Here is a 19,402-nt window from a genome sequence, read left to right as displayed (position 1 = left end):
ACTCTGAGGATGGGACGAAGGACGCAGGCCGAGCGCGACGCGGACACTGTGGAGATCGGCTTCGCGCTCTTCGCCGCCACGTCCTTCGCGGGCATCACGGCGCTGGCCGTGGCCTCACCGGCGTTCTTCTTCGGCGTGACGTCACCCAGCGAGGGCACGCTGGTCCGGGCCGGCCTGATCGCGGGGGCCGTCGTCTTCGCCGTCTCCCTGGTGACGATCCTCGTACGCCACCGGCGCGCGACGCGTCAGCCGAGCCAGCCGGGGCGTACGAGGCCCGACTCGTAGGCCAGGACGACCAGTTGGGCGCGGTCCCGGGCGCCGAGCTTCACCATGGTCCTGCTGACGTGCGTCTTCGCGGTGAGCGGGCTGACGACCAGACGGCGGGCGATCTCCTCGTTCGACAGGCCGATGCCGACCAGCGCCATCACCTCCCGCTCCCGCTCGGTGAGTTCACCCAGCGGCTCGGGCCCCGCGGGTTCCTTGGAGCGGGCCGCGAACTCGGCGATGAGGCGGCGCGTCACACCGGGCGAGAGCAGCGCGTCGCCGTCGACCACCGCCCGGACGGCACGCAGCAGTTCCTCGGGCTCGGTGTCCTTGACGAGGAAGCCCGAAGCCCCGGAACGGATCGCCTCGAAGACGTACTCGTCCAGCTCGAAGGTGGTCAGCATGACCACCTTGACGTCGTTCAGGTCCGGCTCCTCGGTGATCTTCCGGGTCGCGGCGAGCCCGTCGAGCAGCGGCATGCGGATGTCCATCAGGACGACGTCGGGCCGCAGTTCCCGCACCCTGCGCACGGCTTCCTCGCCGTCCGCGGCCTCTCCCGCCACCTCGATGTCCCGCTGGGCGTCGAGCAGCGCCTTGAACCCTGCCCTGACCAGCGACTGGTCATCGGCGAGCAGTACGCGGATCACTGATCCTCCTGAGGTGACGTGCGGGTGGGCAGTACCGCGGTGACCCGGAATCCCCCGTCCGGGCGCGAGCCCGCCTCGATCGTGCCATTCAGGGTGGCGGCGCGCTCCCGCATTCCCGCGAGACCGTTGCCGCTGCCGCCCGCGTCCGCGCCGGTCGCGGGGCCGTCGTCGTCCACCCGCAGGGTGAGCGCCGCGGCCTCGTACCGCACAAGGACGCGCGCGTGCCGCGATCCCGAGTGGCGTACGACGTTCGTGAGGGCCTCCTGGACGATGCGGAAGGCGGCGAGGTCGACGCCGGGCGCCAGCTTTCTGCCGGTCCCTTGCGTGTCGAGGTCGACCGTGAGCCCTGTACTTGCGGCCTGCTGTACGAGTTCGGGCAGCCGGTCGAGCCCGGGAGCCGGTGCGCGGGGCGCGTCGCCGGGCGTTCGAAGGGTGTCCAGGACCTGGCGGACTTCCCCGAGGGCCTCCTTGCTCGCGGCCTTGATGGTGGTCAGGGCGGTGCGGGCCTGCTCGGGGTCGGAGTCGAGGAGCGCGAGGCCGACGCCCGCCTGGACGTTGATCACGGAGATGCTGTGCGCGAGGACGTCGTGCAGCTCGCGGGCCATGCGCAGCCGCTCCTCGTCGGCCCGCCTCTTGGCGGCCTGCGCACGCTCGGCACGCTCCTTCATCCACTGCTCACGTCGTACGCGGGCCAGTTCGGACACGGCGATGATGGCGACGACCCAGACGGCGACGACGGTTTCCTCGCCCCACGTCCGCGGTCCGTCACCGTCCGGCGGCAGCCACCGGTAGAGCCAGTGCGCGACCAGCAGATGCCCCGCCCACAGCATCGCGACGGCGCCCCACGCGGCACGCCGGTGCCCCGCGACGACCGCGGCGAAGCAGCCGACGGCGACAGTGATCAGGACCGGGCCGTACGCGTACCCGGCCCCGAGGTAGACGAGGGCGGTCCCTGCCGTGACGTACGCGACCGGGATCGGGTGGCGGTGACGCAGCAGGAGCGAGAGCGTGCCCGCGAGGAGGAGCAGCCGGGCGTAGATGTCGAGCGGTTCGCGGTCGAGCTGGCCCTCCGCCGCGTACTTCGAGCCGACCTGTACGAACACGGTGATCGCCAGGGTCGTCAGCCACGGCAGCCTGCTGACGTTCCCCGTCTCGTCGCGCTGGTTCCACCACGGCGGCCCCTGCCGCCACATCGCCGGTCCGCCCCAGGGCAGGGGCGGACCGCCGCGCCTGTGTTCGCGCTGCTCATCCATGTCGCCACGCTAGACCGCGCGGCGGGCGGCGGGCGTCACCCGGACGTGGCGATCACGCGTACTCCCGCGGGAGTACCTCGAAGGCACCCGAGGCCACACCCGCGAGGGGGCGGGTCTTTGAGCCCGAAGGCTCAGCTCTGCTCAGCTCTGCTCAGCTCTGCTCCAAAAGACCGACCCCATGGGCGAGTTGAGTGGCCGCGTACGAGAAGAACACCGCACGGTCCTCGACGACGCGGTTGAACTGCCCGAACACCTCGAAGCCCACGAGCCCGAACAGCTGGGCCCACGCCGCGACCAGCGCCGTGATCACCGCAGGCGGCAGATCGGGCGCGAGATCGGCCGCGATCCGCTCGGCCTCGGTACGCAGCCCGCCCGGCAGCGGCCGCACGGCGACACCACGTTTCTGATGAGCGTCACGCACGATCCCGATGAGCAGCTGCCCGACGCGGGCGGCGGCTTCGACCGTGGAGGCGGGCGCGCTGTAACCGGGGACGGGCGAGCCGTAGATGAGGGCGTACTCGTGCGGATGCGCGAGCGCCCAGGACCGCACGGCCTCGCACACGACCGTCCAGCGCCGCACAGGTTCGGCCGACGCGACCTCGGCGTGCGCCTGCTCGGCGGCGGCACCGAGGGAGTCGTAGGCGTCGATGATGAGCGCGGTCAGGAGCTCGTCGCGGCTGGGGAAGTAGCGGTAGAGGGCGGAGGACACCATGCCGAGCTCGCGGGCGACGGCGCGCAGCGAGAGCTTGGCGGCGCCGTCGGCGGCCAGCTGTCTGCGCGCCTCGTCCTTGATGGCGGCGGTGACTTCGATTCGGGCGCGGGCCCTGGCCCCGCTGGTGGCGCTGCTCATACGGGCAGTGTGCCATGCGTTCGGAGCGGTGCACCAAAACGAGATCAGCGCACCTCGACGTGAGCACCGCACATTTTCGAGAGCACTGCTCTTGAAATGGAGCACCCATCTCGTGCACACTGCTCTTAAGCGAGAGCAGTGCTCTCGGAATCCCTCCCGACTCTGGCGGTCACCATGTCTTCCTCCTCCCCCTCGGCGTCTTCCTCCTCCGGCTCCCCCACCCCCTACTACCTCAAGGGCAGCCCGCTCGCCGTGCGGCTCAACAGCGTGATCGGCTGGCTGGCGCGGCGCGGAATCAGCCTGGCGGGATCGGTCGAGCTCTCCGTACGGGGGCGCAAGAGCGGGCAGCTGCAGCGCATCCCGGTCAACCCGTTCACGTACGAAGGTGCCCAGTACCTGATCTCGGCCCGCGGGCACTCGCAGTGGGTGCGCAACATGCGCGTGGCGGGCGGCGGTGAGCTGCGCGTGGGGCGCAAGGTCCGCGCGTTCACCGTCGAGGAGGTCCCGGACGCCGAGAAGCTGCCGCTGCTGCGCGGCTATCTGGAGAAGTGGGGCTGGGAGGTCAACCAGTACTTCAAGGGCGTCACCGCCAAGTCCACGGACGCGGAGATCGAGGCGGCCGCGGGCGACCACCCCGTCTTCCGCGTCGCCCTCACGAAGTGAGGCCGGGCTACCGCGAGCGGACCGATCCCACCAGCCCTGCCCGGCCTACCGGTCCAGCGCGCTCAGCGCCCGGCCCGCCAGCGGGTGGTTCCGCACCAGCTCGGCGAGCGTCGTCGAGCCACGGGTGATCCGCGCGAACGCGTTCCACGCGGGACGCAACCCCGTGATCGCCGCGTGCAGCGCGCCCGGACGGCGCTCGAAGACGGTGAGCATGCGCCGCCCGACGCTCATCTCGACGCCGAGGCCCGCCTTGATGGCGAACGCGTAGTTCAGGGCCTGGCGGCGGGCGTCGACCGCGTCGTGCGCCTCGCCGATCCGCACCGCCCACTCCCCCGCGAGCCGCCCCGAGCGCAGCGCGAAGGAGATGCCTTCGCGCGTCCACGGTTCGAGCAGCCCCGCCGCGTCACCGCACACCACGACCCGGCCGCGCGAGAGCGGCGAGTCGTCGCTGCGGCAGCGCGTCAGATGGCCGGAGGAGATGCTCGGCTCGAAGCCCGCGAGACCGAGGCGGGCGATGAAGTCCTCCAAGTACCGCTTGGTGGCCGAGCCTTCGCCGCGTGCGGAGATGACACCGACGGTGAGGGTGTCGCCCTTGGGGAACACCCATCCGTAACTGCCCGGGATCGGGCCCCAGTCGATGAGGACCCGGCCCGCCCAGTCCTCGGCGACGCTCTGCGGCACCGGGATCTCGGCCTCAAGACCCAGGTCCACCTGGTCGAGCTTCACGCCGACATGTGCTCCTATGCGGCTCGCGCTGCCGTCGGCCCCGACGACCGCGCGGGCGAGCACCGTCTCGCCGCCCTGAAGGACCACCGCGACCGTCCGCCGGTCGGGCACCGAGGAACCGTGCTGCTCCACGCGCGCGACGGTGACGCCGGTGCGCAGCTCGGCGCCCGCCTTCTGGGCGTGCTCGACCAGTTGCTGGTCGAACTCGGGGCGGTTGATCAGCCCGAAGAGCATCTGCTTCGAGCGGCGGGTGCGGGAGAACTTGCCGTCCAGGGTGAACGTCACCGCGTGCACCCGGTCCCTCAAGGGCAGTTCGAACCCGGGCGGGAGCGCGTCACGCGAGGGGCCGATGATGCCGCCGCCACACGTCTTGTACCGGGGCAGTTCGGCTTTCTCCAGGACGAGGACACTGCGTCCCGCGACGGCCGCCGCATAGGCCGCCGACGCCCCCGCCGGCCCTGCTCCCACCACGACGACGTCCCACACGTACTGCGCGTCGTCCGCTGAGTTCTCGCTGCTCACGTTGGTCTACCGCTCCCGATCCAGCTGTTGGCCGCGCTTTCCAAGGCATCCTACGGCGGGCACCTCGGCCACCCTCCTGTGGGAGGATCACACCACCCACATACGTACAACGTCGCACCTACGAGGAGCGTGCCCATGTCGCCGAATCCGATCGCCGAGACCGTCGCCTCGCTCATGCCGGAGGCGAAGGCGGAGCTCACCGAACTGGTGGCCTTCAAGTCGGTGGCGGACTTCGATCAGTTCCCCAAGAGCGAGAGCGAGGCCGCCGCGAACTGGGTGGCGGACGCGCTGCGCGCCGAGGGGTTCCAGGACGTGGCCCTGCTCGACACCCCGGACGGCACACAGTCGGTGTACGGCCTGCTGCCGGGCCCCGAGGGCGCTCCCACCGTGCTGCTCTACGCGCACTACGACGTGCAGCCGCCGCTCGACGAGTCGGCGTGGACGACCCCGCCGTTCGAGCTGACCGAGCGTGCGGGGCGCTGGTACGGACGCGGCAGCGCCGACTGCAAGGGCGGCATCCTGATGCACCTGCTCGCGCTGCGCGCCCTGAAGGCGAACGGCGGTGTCCCGGTGACCGTCAAGGTGATCGCCGAGGGTTCCGAGGAGCAGGCCACGGGCGGTCTCGAGCGGTACGCGGAGCAGCACCCCGCCCTCCTCGCGGCCGACACCATCGTCATTGGCGACGCGGGCAACTTCCGCGTCGGCCTGCCGACGGTCACCGCCACGCTCCGCGGCATGACCCTCATGCGCGTCCGCATCGACACCCTTGAGGGCAATCTGCATTCGGGACAGTTCGGCGGCGCGGCCCCCGACGCGCTCGCGGCACTGATCCGGGTGCTCGACTCGCTGCGTGCGGAGGACGGCTCGACGACGGTCGACGGGCTCACGGGCGACGAGGTGTGGGACGGGCTTCAGTACGAAGAGGACACTTTCCGCAAGGACGCCAAGGTCCTCGACGGCGTCCGCCTCGTCGGCAAGGGCACGGTCGCCGACCGCATCTGGGTGCGTCCCGCGGTCACGGTGCTCGGCATCGACTGCCCGCCGGTGGTCGGCGCGACCCCGTCGGTACAGGCGGCTGCGCGGGCGCTGATCAGCCTGCGGGTGCCGCCGGGCGTGGACGCGGCCGAGGCCACCAAGCTCCTTCAGGCGCACCTGGAGTCGCACACCCCCTGGGGCGCGCGGGTGACCACCGAGCAGATCGGGCAGGGCCAGGCGTTCCGCGCCGACACCACGAGCCCGGCGTACGCGGCGATGGCGGAGGCGATGGGCGAGGCGTACCCGGGCGAGGAGATGCAGTACGCGGGGCAGGGCGGCTCGATCCCGCTGTGCAACACCCTCGCCGCGCTCTACCCCGAGGCGGAGATCCTGCTCATCGGTCTCAGCGAGCCCGAGGCGCAGATCCACGCGGTCAACGAGAGCGTGTCGCCACAGGAGTTGGAGCGGCTCTCGGTGGCCGAGGCGCTGTTCCTCCAGAAGTACGCGGCGCGCTGACGGTCACTGGCCGCCGACCGGCACCCCCGCCTCCAGGTAGAGGACGGCCCCGCGCTCCCGCGCCCGCAGGGCCCAACGCAGCCGTTCGTAGCGCACGGAGGGCAGCAGCCGGGCCGCCTCCTCCTCGGTGACGAAGCGGCAGGCGCGGAGTTCGGGTCCTGGCAGCAGCAGCTGCCGTGCCTCGCCGCTGTCGAGGCTCCCGCCGTCGAAGAGGAACCGCATCCCTCCGTAGCCGGGCGGCCTCGGCGGCTCCCAGTCGACGACGAGGAGCCGGGGGGCGTCGGCGAGTTGGATGCCGGTCTCCTCGGCCACCTCGCGCACGCCCGCGCGCGCGGGCGCCTCGCCCCGTTCGACGACGCCGCCGGGGAACTCCCAGCCGGCCTTGTACGTCGGGTCGACGAGCAGCACCCGGTCCCGCTCGTCGAAGAGCAGCACGCCGGCCGCGAGTGTCTCCGCGGTGGGCTCCGGGGTCTGCACGATGTCGCAGACGGACGCGGCCCCGGTGCGTACGGCGTCGGCGATGCGCTCGGCGGTCTCGCAGGGGGTGAGCGCGCCGGTGTCGATGCGGTGGGCGTCGGCGCCGAGCCAGCCCGCGAGCGCGGCGCGGTACGGCTCGATGTGGTCGAACGACCACTGCCGCACGCGCATCTCGCCGTCGGGCAGGTCCGGGACGGGGCGACCTGATATTCGTTCGCGCAGGATCGTTTCGTCCGGGGCCAGGACGACGTGTCGTACGGCGATCCTGCGCGAGGCGAGGCCGCCGAAGATCTCGTCGCGGTAGTCCTGCCGCAGCAGGGTCATGGGCACCACGAGGACGCCACCGACCTCGGCGAGCAGGGCCGCCGCCGTGTCCACGACAAGGCGCCGCCAGAGCGGCAGATCCTGGTAGTCGCTCACCTCGGCGAGGCGCTTGGGCGGCAGGAGTTCGCGCAGTCCGCCGCCGATGACCTCGGGGTCGAAGAGTGTGCTGTTCGGGATCAGCTCGATCAGTTCCCGTGCGGCGCTGGTCTTGCCCGCACCGAACGCGCCGTTGATCCAGACGATCACGGTTCCCCCTCTTCTGTTGGCCCCCTGTGGCTTGCCCGCAACACCCTGCCACGGAAACCAGGCCCTGATGAGGCGGCCATTGCCTGGACCGAAAGGCGCCACAACATGTCAAGCGGTTCGCTTCCACTTCACCCCATCGGGTGGCAGTCACCCTGCATGAATCGTTCCCTCACTGCGGGGCGGGCCCTCCCCCGCTAGCGTGATCCGCCAGGCGCCCCAGCCCCTGGTGACCTCCTGAATCCGGCTCTTTCGATGCACCCCGTCCGCGCGAGGATCCGGCCGATGTCCGACTCTGGGGGACACGTGCAACTCGATGCACTGAACGAATTCGCCTTCGAGGAATCCGACCCGCAGCCGCGGGTGTACGGCCACGACGGCGCGGTCGTCGTCGAACTCCACGGTGAGGTCGACCTGTTGGCCTACCAGCGGATCATCCCGCTCCTGGACCCCATCACCGGTGGAACAGCGCCAGCAGTGATCATCGACCTGACCCACACCACGTTCTTCGACTGCTCCGGTCTCGGACTGCTGGTCCGCGCACGTCGTCGCACGAAGGCAAGAGGTGCCCGCCTGTCCGTGGTCTGCACCCACCCGCTGACCCTTCGCGTCCTGCGGCTCACGGGTCTGACTCCCATGCTGTTACCGGTCTCCACGCTGGAGGAGGCGCTGCGGCAGAAGTGAGCCCGCCTCAGGGGGCGGCGGGCTCTCAGGGGTGCTGCGGGGTCCGGGCAGCACTCAGAGCCTGCCTCGCATACGCCGTTGCCGGGAGTAGGCGCGCACGATGCATATATGCACTCCGTTCACACCCCGTGTGAAACACGCACTCACCGTGGCTTCGCCGCAGGCCGGGCAGCACGGGCGCGGTTGGGCCACCGGGTTCGCGTGTAGGCGTGGAAGTGGTCGCCGGCATGGTCCTGAGCGAGGGTGCAGTGCAGGACATCACCGGGCCTCTCGTCCCAGCACAGGCCAGGGATGTCACGCGCGTACTTCGGGGCTTTCATGCGGAGCGCTCCGTCTGCTGGAGGTGGTCGGTGTGCACACTCCGACCATCTCAATCCCCCTGGTCAGTACGGGATGTGACGCCCCATGACACAGAGTGGATCATGCGGACGGCCGTCTCCGCGACCACTCGTCACACCGGACGGCGCCGGTCCGCACGGCCGCCGTCCGGGGCCTCCCGCGAACTCAGTAGTGCACGCGCGTGCCGACCGCCCTGTGGTCCGAGTAGTCCAGGTCGCGGTTGTCGCCGTCGCCCGAGAGCGCCTCGTCGGCCAGATCCCCTTCGTCGAACGTCGGCACCACCGCGTCCGTCATCCGCGGCAGCGCGCCGCCGGGCTTGCGGCCGAGGATGTAGTCCACGCGCCGGTTCACGCTCGTCACCAGGGTCCACCGGTCCTTGCGGCACGCACTCGGGTCCGGCTTGGTCTGGCAGTCCGCGTAGACCGCGTCACGGAATCCGAGGGTGCTGCCGGGCAGGTCGCCGTTGGCCATGGCGTACCACTTGCGCCAGGTTGCGTCCTCCCGGTCGTGGGCGTTGGTGTCGCCGCCGGCGATGTACAGGTCGGTCGCGCCGTACGGAGCGTGGCTGTCGTATCCGTCCTCGGTCAGTTCGTTCGACAGCTCCACGGCGTTCTCGTCGGCGCACTCCGTGCCGCCGTGGCCCATCGTCGGCCAGTGGAACGAAGCAGCCGTGACCGTCTTGCCCGACACCTTGTCGTGGAGGAGGGCCTTGACGCCCTTGGTGCGTGGCTGATTGTTGTTCACGCACTGGCCGTCCACGAGGTTCTGCGCCTGCCAACGGTTGTCCGGGGGCTGCGACTTGACGAGCTGCAGCCGGTCGGTCCGCCAGATCACGGCGTTGGTCTGACGCTTCTTGAAGTCCCAGCACTCGCCGCCCGCGCTCTCCTTGGACGGCTCCGGGTCATTCTCGGCGAGGACACCGGCGTACCGTTCGCCGAAATGTGTCTCCATCCGGTCGAGCAGCAGATCGAGCTGGGCCTTGTTGTTGAGCTGCTGCACCAGGTAGACGTCGGGCTTCAACTCCTGGGTGCGCATGTAGTACATGAGGTCGTGCCAGTCACCGGCACAGGTGGCGGGCGGCTGCTCGTCCGAGGTCGGCAGGTTCTCCACGTTGGCGTCGTAGACCTGGAGAAAGCCGGGGTCACCGTTGGGCTCGGCCTCCGCGGGCGCCGCGGCCAGGGCTGGTGCCGCGAGGGCGGGAGCCAACAACAGCGTGAGGAGCCCGAGCAGTCGCCCGGGGCTGAGTCCGCGTCTCGTCGACGCGCTGAGAAGGTTCATGGCGCGACGGTAGGCACTCGCCGGGTGCGTGTCGCCGCCTTTCGGCGGTGCCCGAAAGGTGTGGAGGTTTTCCGGGGTGATCTGTCGGTGGCGGATGGGACGAAGTCACCCCTTGCTCGACCCCAGCGTCAGCCCCGCGATGAAGTGCCGCTGCAGGAGCAGGAAGACCAGGACCGTGGGGAGCGCCACCAGGACCGAGCCTGCCGCCAGGAGGTTGTAGTCCGTGAAGAACTGGCCCCGCAGGTTGTTCAGGGATGACGTGATCGGGAGTTTGTCGGGGTTGGAGATGAAGATGAGGGCCCAGAGGAAGTCGTTGTAGATCCAGGTGAATTCCAGCGTGCCCAGCGCCGCGAGGGCGGGGCGGCACAATGGGAGAGTGATGCGCCAGAACTGCGTCCATACCCCCGCGCCGTCCACGATCGCCGCCTCCAGGATTTCCTGCGGCAGCGTCCGCATGAAATTCGAGAGCACGAAGACGCAGAAACCGACCTGGAAGCCGATGTTGACGATGATGATCGCCCAATACGAGTCGTACAGGGTAAGGGAATCGGACATCCACCAAGGGAGGGGGATCTTGAGGAAGAGAACGTAGAGGGGGGTGACCAGAACCTGTGGCGGCAGCAGATTTCCTGCCGTGAAGAACATCAGGAGGATCATTCCGCCGCGGATCCGCAGGCGGGACACGGCGAAGGCCACGAACGACGCCAGGAAGAGCGTGATCAGGACCGCGGGCACCGCTATGAGCAGCGTGTTGGTGAAGTACTTGCCCATGCCGGAATCGCTGTAGGCCTGGCGGTAGTAGTCGAACGAGAGGCTCTTGGGGAACGAGAAATAGCCGTGCCGCGCCGTCTCCTCGTACGGGCGAAGTGAGGCGTAGACGGCCAGGAGGAGTGGCGCCAGGAAGCCGAGGGCGACCGCCATCAGGAAGATGTGCACCCCGAAACGGCCGGGGCGGCGACCGCGGCCCGCGGGCTTCTCCGCAAGGGGTGCGGGCTTTTCGTCGAGCGGCGTCGTGTGGATGTCGGCTGTCATCGGTCGCGCGCACCTCGCAGCTCTTGGACCAGGAACGTCACGATGAATCCGAGCGAGACAGTCAGGAGTACGACCGCGATGGCGGAGCCGAATCCGATGCGGCTCGCCTCGCCGATGATGTTGTCGGTGATGAGTACGGAGAGCAGTTCCAGGCCGTTGCGGCCCTTGTTGACCGCGTAGACGATGTCGAAGGCGCGCAGGGCCTCGATGACCGTGATGACGCCGACGATGACATTCACCGGGCGGAGTGTCGGGAAGACGACGCGGAAGAATGTCTGGCGGGCGTTCGCGCCGTCTATCTGTGCTGCTTCTTTCAGGGCCGGGTCGACGGATTTCAGCCCTGCCAGGTACAGGATCATGACGTAACCCGTGTGCCGCCAGCTCGCGGCCAGCATCATCATCCAGATGTTGATGTCGGAGTTACCGAGCCAGTCGACCGGGTCGTTCTGGTTGTTGAGGATGGTGTTGACCACGCCCTGGTCGGTGCCGAGTATCAGCTGGGCCATGAAACCGACCACGGCGAGCGAGAGCACCACCGGCATGTAGAGCACGGACTGGTAGAAGCGGCTGAAGCGCACTCCGCGGTCGATGACGACCGCGAGGAGCAGGCCGAAAGGCGTGGCCACCAGGCCGAGGAACGCGATCCACAGCAGGTTGTGGCGGACGGCGGGCCAGAACGCCGGGTAGTTGTCGACCAGGTTCTCGTAGTTCTTTCCGCCCACCCACTGGATGTCGCCTATGCCGTCCCAGGAGGTGAAGGACAGGCCGATGGAGGCCAGGGTCGGGCCCCAGATGATGAAGATGTCAAGGAGTACGGGAATTCCCAGAAGCACGCCGAGCACGGCGATGTCACGGCGTGTGAAGCGCCGTGGTCCCCGCCGTCCGGCGCGCCGCGCGGTGTTCTGCGGCACAGGTTTCTGCGGCATGGATTTCTGCGGCACGGGTTTCTGCGGCACGGGCGCGATCCCCCGCTGCTCAGCTGACGTCCGAGGAGAAGATGTCCTTCTTCTGGCGCTCGATGCTGTTGACCAGGCCGTCGACGTCCTTGGGATTGTCGATGAAGTCCTGTAGCGCCTTGATCATGACGGTCTGTGCGAAGTCGGGCCTGGTGTCCCGGTCGAGGAACTGCGAGATCTGCTTGGCCCCGGCGACGAGTTCGGCCGATTTCTTCTGGAGCGGGCTGTACTTGCTGGTGTCGGCACCGTCGTTGACCGCGACGTTGTTGGGGTCTCCGGCCAGGTAGATGTCCTCGGCCTTCGGTGTCCCGAGCCACTTCAGGAGTTCCTTGGCGCCGTCGACGTTCTTCGATTTCTTGGCCACCAAGAATCCGTCGATCGGCGCCTCGACGGCGTCCTGACCGTGGGCCGGATCGATCTCGGGGAAGGCGAAGAAGTCGATGTCGTCACGTTCGTTCGCCGGGAACTGCTGGCCCGGGTGCGGCATTCCGAAGACGGCCATGGCGGTCTTGCGCTGCTGGAGCCCCTGCCCCGCCTCTTCCCAGGTACGGCCGAGCGCGCCTTTCTGGTAGTACGGCATGAGTTCGCGCCACAGGTCGAAGACCTTCTTGACCTTGGTGTCGGTCCAGGCCTCCTCACCGGCCATCAGGCTCTCGTGGAACTCGTATCCGTTCAAGCGCATGTTGATGTAGTCGAAGGTGCCCATGGCGGGCCAGCCGTCCTTGTCGCAGAAGGCGACCGGTATGCCGTCCTTGCTCATCTTCTTGGCGAGCGCGATGAACTGGTCCCACGTCCTGGCCTGTTCGTAGCCCTGTTTCTCAAAGAGGCTCTTGCGGTGGAAGACGGCCCATGGGTAGTAGTAATACGGCACGAAGTACTGCTTGCCCTCGTGTGTGGACTGCTCCCGCAGCGCGTCCGAGAAGCCCTTGAATCCCTTCCATACGTCGCTGATCTCGATCAGCAGGCCCTTCTCGGCGAAGTACTGCATGCGGTATCCGGCGAACCACATGAAGACGTCGTCCGGCGTGCCCTGGAGATAACGCGTGATGTTCTGCTGGAACTCGTTGTGCTCTGTCGTGTTGACCTTGACGGTCTTCCCCGACTTCTTCTCATAGGCGTCGAAGGCGGCGGCGAACGCCTTCTTGGGCACCGCGTCCGAGGAATTGGACCCCATCGTGACTTCGTCCTTGTTGCCGCCCGGTCCTTCACCACAGGCCGTGAGCAGGGCCGGAAGGGTGACCGCTCCGGCTCCGGCGGCGGCACCACGCAGGACGTTCCGTCGGGACATCCGATGTCCTGACATGCTACGAGGCGTGGCAGGACCCATGAACGATGACTGTGCCATGTCCCCCTCCTCGGGGTGCAAACGAACACAACCGAACGCAAGGGTTGCGATCCCACTCCCAAGCGCCACCACAGTCAAGGGTTTCGGCGTCCGGGTGCTCGAACCGTTACGGCTCCTCTTCCAACAGAGTCCAACACGCCCTACCGTAAGCGCGCACCTCTGACACGTACATGCAGCCCCCAACTTCTGCGAGTACGGAGGAATGTAACGATGCGTCATCTCTCAGCCCGCGCCACGCGTCGAAGAGTCGTCGGATCGCTGGCCGCCGCACTGCTGTGCGCCGCGGGGCTCGCGGCCCCGGCGGCGGCACGCGACACGGGCAGCGCGAACGGCACAGGCGGCGCGAGTGACACGGGCGAACGGAGCACGGCCGCAAAGCCCTCCACCGACGGAGCGAAGCCCAACGGCGCCTCCGGAGCGCAGCTCCCCGACGGTCTCGCCCTCACCCCGCCCATGGGCTTCAACAACTGGAACTCCACCCACTGCAGGGCCGACTTCGACGAGGCGATGGTCAAGGGGATCGCGGACATCTTCGTCGAGAAGGGCCTCAAGGACGCCGGCTACCAGTACGTCAACCTCGACGACTGCTGGGCGCTTCCCGAACGGGACGCGAACGGCAAGCTGGTGCCCGACCCCAAGCGATTCCCCAACGGAATCAAGGCAGTTGCCGACTACGTGCACGCCAAAGGGCTCAAGTTCGGCATCTACACCAGCGCCGGCACGAAGACCTGCAACACCGCGGGCTTCCCCGGCGGACTCGGCCATGAGGCCAGCGACGCACGGCAGTTCGCCGACTGGGGCGTCGACTACCTCAAGTACGACAACTGCAACAACCAAGGCGTCGACGCCAAGAAGCGGTACATCGCGATGCGCGACGCGCTGAAGGCCACCGGCCGCCCCATCGTCTACAGCATCTGCGAGTGGGGCGAGAACAAGCCCTGGGAGTGGGCAGCCGACGTGGGCCACCTGTGGCGCACCACGGGCGACATCAGCGACAACTGGTCGTCGATGCTGTCGATCATGAAGCAGAACCTGCCGCTCGCGAAGTACGCGGGCCCTGGCCGCTGGAACGACCCGGACATGCTGGAGGTCGGCAACGGCGGCATGACGGACACCGAGTACCGCACGCACTTCTCGATGTGGTCCATCATGGCCGCGCCGCTGCTCATCGGCTCCGACCTGCGCAAGGCCTCACCCGAGACCTTCGAGATCATCGGCAACAAGGAAGTCATCGCCGTCGACCAGGACCCGCTGGGCAAGCAGGGCGATGTGCTGTCGTCCGAGGGCGGTCGCTGGGTCGTCGCCAAGGAGATGAAGGACGGCAGCCGGGCGGTGGCGCTGTTCAACGAGACGGGCACCGCCCAGTCGATCGCCACATCGGCGAAGGCGGTCGGGCTCCCGGACGCCGACGGATACACGCTGCGGGACCTGTGGAAGCACAAGAGCTACAACACGGCGGGCAGGATCTCGGCGACCGTCCCCGCGCACGGCACCGTACTGCTGCGCGTCTCGGCGGACGGAAAGTGGGCCAAGAACCCGCCCGCCGTCGAACTCGGCCTGGGCGGCGCCCCGTTGGTGGAGGCGGGCAAGCCCGCGCAGCTGACGTCGAAGGTCACCAACCTCGGCCGCACCCCCGCACAGAAGGTGTCCGCCACCTTCACGGCCCCCTCCGGCTGGCAGATCAAGGCGACGTCACCCTCGACCGCGAGCTCCCTGGGTACGGGCAAGTCGCTGAGTACGTCGTGGTCGGTGACCGCACCGCCGGGCGCGGCTCCGGGAGCGTACGACCTCACGCTCAGGACCAGCTACCGCTCCCCCGCCGGCACCCGCGCCGAGAGCGTGCTGCCGCTGACGGCGCATGTCGTGGTGCCGCCGCCCGCGGGCAACTCGGCGGTCAGTGACCTGCCGTGGATGTCGACGGTCAACGGCTGGGGCCCGGTCGAGAAGGACACCAGCAACGGCGAGGAGGCGGCGGGCGACGGCAATCCGATCACCATCGGCGGGACCGTCTATGCCAAGGGGCTCGGGGTGCACGCGGAGAGCGCCGTCGAGTACTACACCGGCGGCGCCTGCGAGAAGGTCACCGCGCAGGTGGGCGTCGACGACGAGAAGGGCCTGAAGGGAACGGTCGCCTTCGAGATCTGGGCGGACGGAAAGAAGGCCGCGTCGACCGGCGTCCTCACCAACGCCCATGCCGCGCAAGGCCTTTCGGCCGACGTGACCGGCGCCCAGGTCGTACGCCTCGTCGTCACGGACGGCGGCGACGGCAGGGACTCCGACCACGCGGACTGGGCGGACCCGGTGCTCAGCTGCTGAGCCGCGTGACCCCTTGATCGAGGGCTGGGGGTCGGGCTGACGTCGTGCAGCCCGGCCCCCAGCACGGTCAACTCCCCACGGCTGGACGCAAGTCGACGGCCCTGTCCTCCTGGCTGAGCGCGGCGGCCGCGGCGCCCACCAATCCGGCGTCCGTCCCCATCAAGGCCGGACCCACGGTCAGATGACGTACGAACGAGAGCGTGGCGTAGTCCCTCAGGGAGCGTCGCAGCGGGTCGAAGAGCACGTTCCCCGCCTTCGCCACCCCGCCCCCGATCACGGCGATGTCGATCTCGACGAGCGTCGCCGTGGCCGCGATGCCCGCGGCGAGCGCCTGCGCCGCCCGTTCGAAGGAAGCGACGGCGACCGGGTCCCCGGCCCGCGCCGCGAGGGCCACCGCGGCGGCGGACGTGTCGCCGTCGGCCCCCGGACGCCAGCCGCCCTCCAGCGCACGCCGCGCGATGTTCGGCCCACTGGCTATGCGCTCCACGCACCCCCGCGCCCCGCACGGGCAGGGGTCACCGTCCAGGTCGACGCTGATGTGGCCGATGTGGCCTGCGTTCCCGGTGGGGCCGGGGTGCAGCTTGCCGCCGAGGATCAGTCCTCCCCCGACTCCCGTGGACACCACCATGCACAGCGCGTTGTCGTGGCCACGGGCCGCGCCCTGCCAGTGCTCGGCCGCCGTCATCGCGACGCCGTCCCCGACCAGCTCGACCGGAAGCCCGCCGGTGGCCGCACGCACCCGCTCGACCAGCGGGTATCCGCGCCATCCGGGGACGTTGACGGGGCTGACCGTCCCCGCCGACGCGTCCACGGGGCCCGCGCTGCCGATGCCTACCGCGCGCGCCCTGCCCCACAGCGGGGAGCGCGTGAGCTCGCCGAGAACCTCTTCGACCGCCCGCATCACGGTGTCGCCGTCCTCGCGCGCGGGCGTGGGCCGCTGGGCGCGCAGCAGGATCCGTCCGCGCCCGTCCACCAGGGCGCCGGCGATCTTGGTGCCGCCGATGTCGAGTGCGGCGACGAGGTCCGTGTGCATCAGTGTCAGATCTCCTGGTGAATGGGCAGGCCGCTCTCCCGGGCTCTCCCGGTGAAAGGGCAGGCCGGAGAATGCGATGGACAGTCTCTCTTGCATCTGACAACGTTGTCCAGGTTCTATGCTCGACGCCACATCACTTACGCACCACTTTCAGCTCACCTTCGTCGACGACAGGACAGCGCACCGTGGCCGAGACCGCCAGCCGACCCGAGCGACCCGAACCCCGCTACGGCAACCGTCCGACCATGAAGGACGTCGCAGCCCGCGCCGGAGTCGGCCTCAAGACGGTCTCCCGTGTCGTCAACGGCGAGCCGGGCGTCACCCCGGACACCGAGCGCCGTGTGCAGGAGGCCATCGACGCCCTCGGCTTCCGGCGCAACGACAGCGCGCGCGTCCTGCGCAAGGGCCGCACGGCCAGCATCGGCCTCGTCCTCGAAGACCTCGCCGACCCTTTCTACGGCCCGCTCAGCCGCGCCGTGGAGGAAGTGGCGCGCGCCCACGGCGCGCTCCTCATCAACGGGTCGAGCGCCGAGGACCCGGACCGGGAGCAGGAGTTGGTGCTCGCGCTCTGCGCGCGCCGGGTCGACGGTCTCGTCGTCATTCCGGCCGGTGACGACCACCGCTATCTGGAGCCGGAGATCGCCGCCGGTGTCGCGACCGTCTTCGTCGACCGCCCCGCCGGGAAGATCGACGCCGATGTCGTGCTCTCCGACAGCTTCGGCGGCGCGCGCGACGGCGTCGCCCATCTCATCGCCCACGGCCACCGCCGCATCGGCTTCATCGGTGACCAGCCGCGCATCCACACCGCGATAGAGCGCCTGCGCGGCTACCGCGCGGCCATGGAGGACGCGGGCATCCCCGTCGAGGACGAGTGGATGTCCCTCGGCCCCACCGCCCCGGACCGCGTCGAGCAGGCCACCAGGACGATGCTGGGCGGCTCCGAACCGGTCACGGCGATCTTCGCGGGCAACAACCGTGTGACGGTGACCGTCGTCCGCGTCCTCGCCGGGCTCCCCCGCCCCGTGGCCCTCGTCGGCTTCGACGACATCGAGCTCGCGGACCTGCTGCAGCCGGGCGTGACCGTCGTCGCCCAGGACGCCGCGCAGCTGGGCAGGACCGCCGCCGAGCGCCTGTTCCGGCAGCTGGACGGCGCGTCCGACACCCCGGAGCGCATCGAGCTCCCGACGCGGCTCATCAAGCGCGGGTCGGGCGAACTGCCGCCCGCGGAATGACAGTTGGCGGCAAGAGCGCGCTCAGCAGACCGGGAGGCCGGGCAGCGGCTTGTCGTTGTCGCCGCCCTTGATGTAGACGTCGCTGACGAAGACGTCCCTGTTGCCGCTGTCGTCGTCCGTCTTGGCCCACCAGACGTTCGTCCACTCGCCGTGCGTCTCGCGGCGGCCCAAGTTCTGCTGGCAGTAGAAGTAGTTCGTGCCCGCGTTCAGTACGCCCGCCTCGGCGCCCGACGCGGTGTACGAGGTGGCCGTACGCCAGACCGAGCAGTTGTACTTGCCGCCGCCCGCGGCGTGGCAGGCGGCTTCGGGCGCCGGATCGTCGCCGCCGCCCGACGCACCATCGTCCCCGGTGGGCTTGGAGGTTGGCTCGGCGGAGGGCTTGGGGCGGGTCGCCGGTCTGTCCGTGGACTTGGGGTCGTCTTCCTTGCCCGAGGAGGATTCCTTCGCGTCAGGCTTACGGGACTTCTCGTCGCCCTGCTTCGAGGGCTTGGGGCCGTCCGTGCCCTCCAGGGCGCCGCGGCTGTTGTCGGCTTCCGGCTCGGCAGCGCCCCCGGAGGAGGCGGGTCGCTGGGCCTGGTTTCCGCTGTCCTCTTGGCCGTTGAGGAGGGCGACAGTGACGCCCGTCGCCGCCAGGACGACCACCACGGCCACAGCCGCGAGCAGCGCACGCCCGCGGCGCGACTGCCGCTCCGGGGGCGGGGGCGCGGCGGGTGGCACCGCCCCGGGCGCCACCGCCCCGGGTGGCACCACACCACTGGAAAGCGGCGGCCCGAAGCCCGGCGGTGGCCCGCTCGGGATGCTCCGCTCGGTGGCCTCCCTCGGCCTCGGCGCCTGCTCGCGCGGGGCGGCCGTGACGGCGCCCCCGGCCGCGTCGGCGAGGGTCAGCGCCGCCTGCTCCGCGGCCGGGCGTGCCTGCGGGTCCTTGTGCATCAGCTGTCGCAGCACGGGGATCAGCGGGCCTGCCCGCTGCGGTTCGGGCAGCGGGTCGGTGACGATCGCGGTGAGCGTGGACCACGTCGACGTACGGCGGAAGGGGGACGCGCCCTCGACCGCCGCGTACAGCGTGGCGCCCAGGGCCCACACGTCGGACGCGGGGCCCGGGTCCTGGCCCTGGGCGCGCTCGGGCGCCAAGTAGTCCAGGGAGCCGACAAGTTCGCCGCTGCGCGTGAGGTGCGTGGCGGAGCCGTCCCCCGGGTCGTCCATCGTGGCGATGCCGAAGTCGGTCAGGACGACGCGGCCACCGGTCTCCAGGAGGATGTTGCCGGGCTTGACGTCGCGGTGCAGGACTCCGGCGCGGTGGGCGGCGGCGAGCGCGTCCATGACCTTGGCGCCGATGGCCGCCGCTTCGTGGGGGTCGAGGGTGCCGCGATCACGCAGGACGTCGTCCAGGGAGGGTCCTTCGACCAGCTCCATGACGATCAGGGGACGCCCGTCGACCTCCGCGACGTCGTGCACGGCGACGACTCCGGGGTGGCGCACGCGGGCGGCGGCGCGGGCCTCGCGCTGCATCCGTACGCGCAGGTCGGCCAGTTCGGGCCCGGCCGCGTCCGTGTACGTCCGCAGTTCCTTGACGGCGACCTCGCGGCCGAGCACCTCGTCGACGGCGCGCCAGACGACCCCCATGCCGCCGCGCCCGAGCTGCGCGGTCACGCGATAGCGCCCGGCAAGAAGGCGGCCGATACCGCCTCTCTGTTCCTGATCCCCCGAAGTCACCGCTGCCCCGTTCC

Annotated in this window: 17 protein-coding genes; 6 read left to right on the top strand and 11 right to left on the bottom strand. The window is 69.7% G+C overall.

What is annotated here, in order from left to right:
- Positions 1-9: 9 nt before the first annotated feature.
- A complete protein-coding gene (locus ACWGI2_RS22260) occupies positions 10-285 on the top strand; it encodes a DUF6332 family protein (protein WP_453697122.1) in 276 nt (91 codons plus the stop codon).
- On the opposite strand, the gene ACWGI2_RS22255 is transcribed toward ACWGI2_RS22260, so the two are convergent.
- The 3 genes from ACWGI2_RS22255 to ACWGI2_RS22245 all read right to left on the bottom strand — a co-directional run bounded on the left by ACWGI2_RS22255 (position 246) and on the right by ACWGI2_RS22245 (position 3,014).
- A complete protein-coding gene (locus tag ACWGI2_RS22255; RefSeq protein WP_453399754.1) occupies positions 246-911 on the bottom strand; it encodes a response regulator in 666 nt (221 codons plus the stop codon). The genes ACWGI2_RS22260 and ACWGI2_RS22255 overlap by 40 nt on opposite strands.
- Positions 908-2,164: a sensor histidine kinase gene (locus tag ACWGI2_RS22250; RefSeq protein ID WP_453697120.1), complete on the bottom strand. Its 1,257-nt coding sequence runs from the start codon at positions 2,162-2,164 to the stop codon at positions 908-910. Before ACWGI2_RS22250 ends, ACWGI2_RS22255 begins: the two co-directional genes overlap by 4 nt.
- A 151-nt stretch (positions 2,165-2,315) precedes the next feature.
- On the bottom strand, positions 2,316-3,014 hold the full coding sequence (locus ACWGI2_RS22245) for a TetR/AcrR family transcriptional regulator (protein ID WP_453697118.1): 699 nt from the start codon (positions 3,012-3,014) through the stop codon (positions 2,316-2,318).
- Between the two features lie 174 nt (positions 3,015-3,188).
- Here ACWGI2_RS22245 and ACWGI2_RS22240 point away from each other — a divergent pair, with 174 nt between their 5' ends.
- Positions 3,189-3,677: a nitroreductase family deazaflavin-dependent oxidoreductase gene (locus ACWGI2_RS22240; protein ID WP_453697116.1), complete on the top strand. Its 489-nt coding sequence runs from the start codon at positions 3,189-3,191 to the stop codon at positions 3,675-3,677.
- Positions 3,678-3,722: 45 nt separating this feature from the next.
- On the opposite strand, the gene ACWGI2_RS22235 is transcribed toward ACWGI2_RS22240, so the two are convergent.
- Positions 3,723-4,925, bottom strand: coding sequence for a geranylgeranyl reductase family protein (locus tag ACWGI2_RS22235; RefSeq protein WP_453399758.1), 1,203 nt, complete (start codon positions 4,923-4,925; stop codon positions 3,723-3,725).
- A gap of 135 nt (positions 4,926-5,060) precedes the next feature.
- Between ACWGI2_RS22235 and ACWGI2_RS22230 the strand changes: the two genes are divergently transcribed.
- A complete protein-coding gene (locus tag ACWGI2_RS22230) occupies positions 5,061-6,416 on the top strand; it encodes a M20/M25/M40 family metallo-hydrolase (RefSeq protein WP_453697114.1) in 1,356 nt (451 codons plus the stop codon).
- Between the two features lie 3 nt (positions 6,417-6,419).
- Here ACWGI2_RS22230 and ACWGI2_RS22225 read toward each other — a convergent pair whose 3' ends face one another.
- Positions 6,420-7,463: an NUDIX domain-containing protein gene (locus ACWGI2_RS22225; protein WP_453399760.1), complete on the bottom strand. Its 1,044-nt coding sequence runs from the start codon at positions 7,461-7,463 to the stop codon at positions 6,420-6,422.
- A gap of 282 nt (positions 7,464-7,745) precedes the next feature.
- On the opposite strand from ACWGI2_RS22225, the gene ACWGI2_RS22220 reads away from it, so the two are divergent.
- Complete coding sequence (locus tag ACWGI2_RS22220; protein ID WP_453399761.1) at positions 7,746-8,144, top strand: STAS domain-containing protein; 399 nt, start codon at positions 7,746-7,748, stop codon at positions 8,142-8,144.
- Positions 8,145-8,648: 504 nt separating this feature from the next.
- Here ACWGI2_RS22220 and ACWGI2_RS22215 read toward each other — a convergent pair.
- The 4 genes from ACWGI2_RS22215 to ACWGI2_RS22200 all read right to left on the bottom strand — a co-directional run bounded on the left by ACWGI2_RS22215 (position 8,649) and on the right by ACWGI2_RS22200 (position 13,037).
- Positions 8,649-9,761 (bottom strand): hypothetical protein, encoded by a 1,113-nt coding sequence (locus ACWGI2_RS22215; RefSeq protein ID WP_453697112.1) that lies wholly within the window; start codon positions 9,759-9,761, stop codon positions 8,649-8,651.
- 105 nt (positions 9,762-9,866) lie between these two features.
- A complete protein-coding gene (locus tag ACWGI2_RS22210; RefSeq protein WP_453697110.1) occupies positions 9,867-10,793 on the bottom strand; it encodes a carbohydrate ABC transporter permease in 927 nt (308 codons plus the stop codon).
- A complete protein-coding gene (locus ACWGI2_RS22205) occupies positions 10,790-11,704 on the bottom strand; it encodes a carbohydrate ABC transporter permease (protein ID WP_453697698.1) in 915 nt (304 codons plus the stop codon). The genes ACWGI2_RS22210 and ACWGI2_RS22205 overlap by 4 nt, the downstream gene beginning before the upstream one ends.
- Positions 11,705-11,768: 64 nt before the next feature.
- Complete coding sequence (locus ACWGI2_RS22200; RefSeq protein ID WP_453697108.1) at positions 11,769-13,037, bottom strand: ABC transporter substrate-binding protein; 1,269 nt, start codon at positions 13,035-13,037, stop codon at positions 11,769-11,771.
- 267 nt (positions 13,038-13,304) lie between these two features.
- Here ACWGI2_RS22200 and ACWGI2_RS22195 point away from each other — a divergent pair, with 267 nt between their 5' ends.
- A complete protein-coding gene (locus ACWGI2_RS22195) occupies positions 13,305-15,410 on the top strand; it encodes an NPCBM/NEW2 domain-containing protein (RefSeq protein ID WP_453697106.1) in 2,106 nt (701 codons plus the stop codon).
- 67 nt (positions 15,411-15,477) lie between these two features.
- On the opposite strand, the gene ACWGI2_RS22190 is transcribed toward ACWGI2_RS22195, so the two are convergent.
- The gene (locus tag ACWGI2_RS22190) at positions 15,478-16,443 is read right to left on the bottom strand and encodes an ROK family protein (protein ID WP_453697104.1); all 966 of its coding nucleotides are present in this window, start codon (positions 16,441-16,443) and stop codon (positions 15,478-15,480) included.
- 245 nt (positions 16,444-16,688) lie between these two features.
- Between ACWGI2_RS22190 and ACWGI2_RS22185 the strand changes: the two genes are divergently transcribed.
- Entirely contained in the window at positions 16,689-17,675 is a 987-nt protein-coding gene (locus ACWGI2_RS22185; RefSeq protein ID WP_453697102.1) for a LacI family DNA-binding transcriptional regulator, read from the top strand.
- Positions 17,676-17,696: 21 nt separating this feature from the next.
- Here ACWGI2_RS22185 and ACWGI2_RS22180 read toward each other — a convergent pair whose 3' ends face one another.
- Positions 17,697-19,388, bottom strand: coding sequence for a serine/threonine-protein kinase (locus ACWGI2_RS22180; protein WP_453697100.1), 1,692 nt, complete (start codon positions 19,386-19,388; stop codon positions 17,697-17,699).
- Positions 19,389-19,402 lie beyond the last annotated feature (14 nt).

Source organism: Streptomyces sp. NPDC054866 (assembly GCF_053610745.1).
The sequence above is the reverse complement of the archived record's forward strand: the minus strand, read 5'-3'. Positions and strand labels throughout refer to the sequence as shown.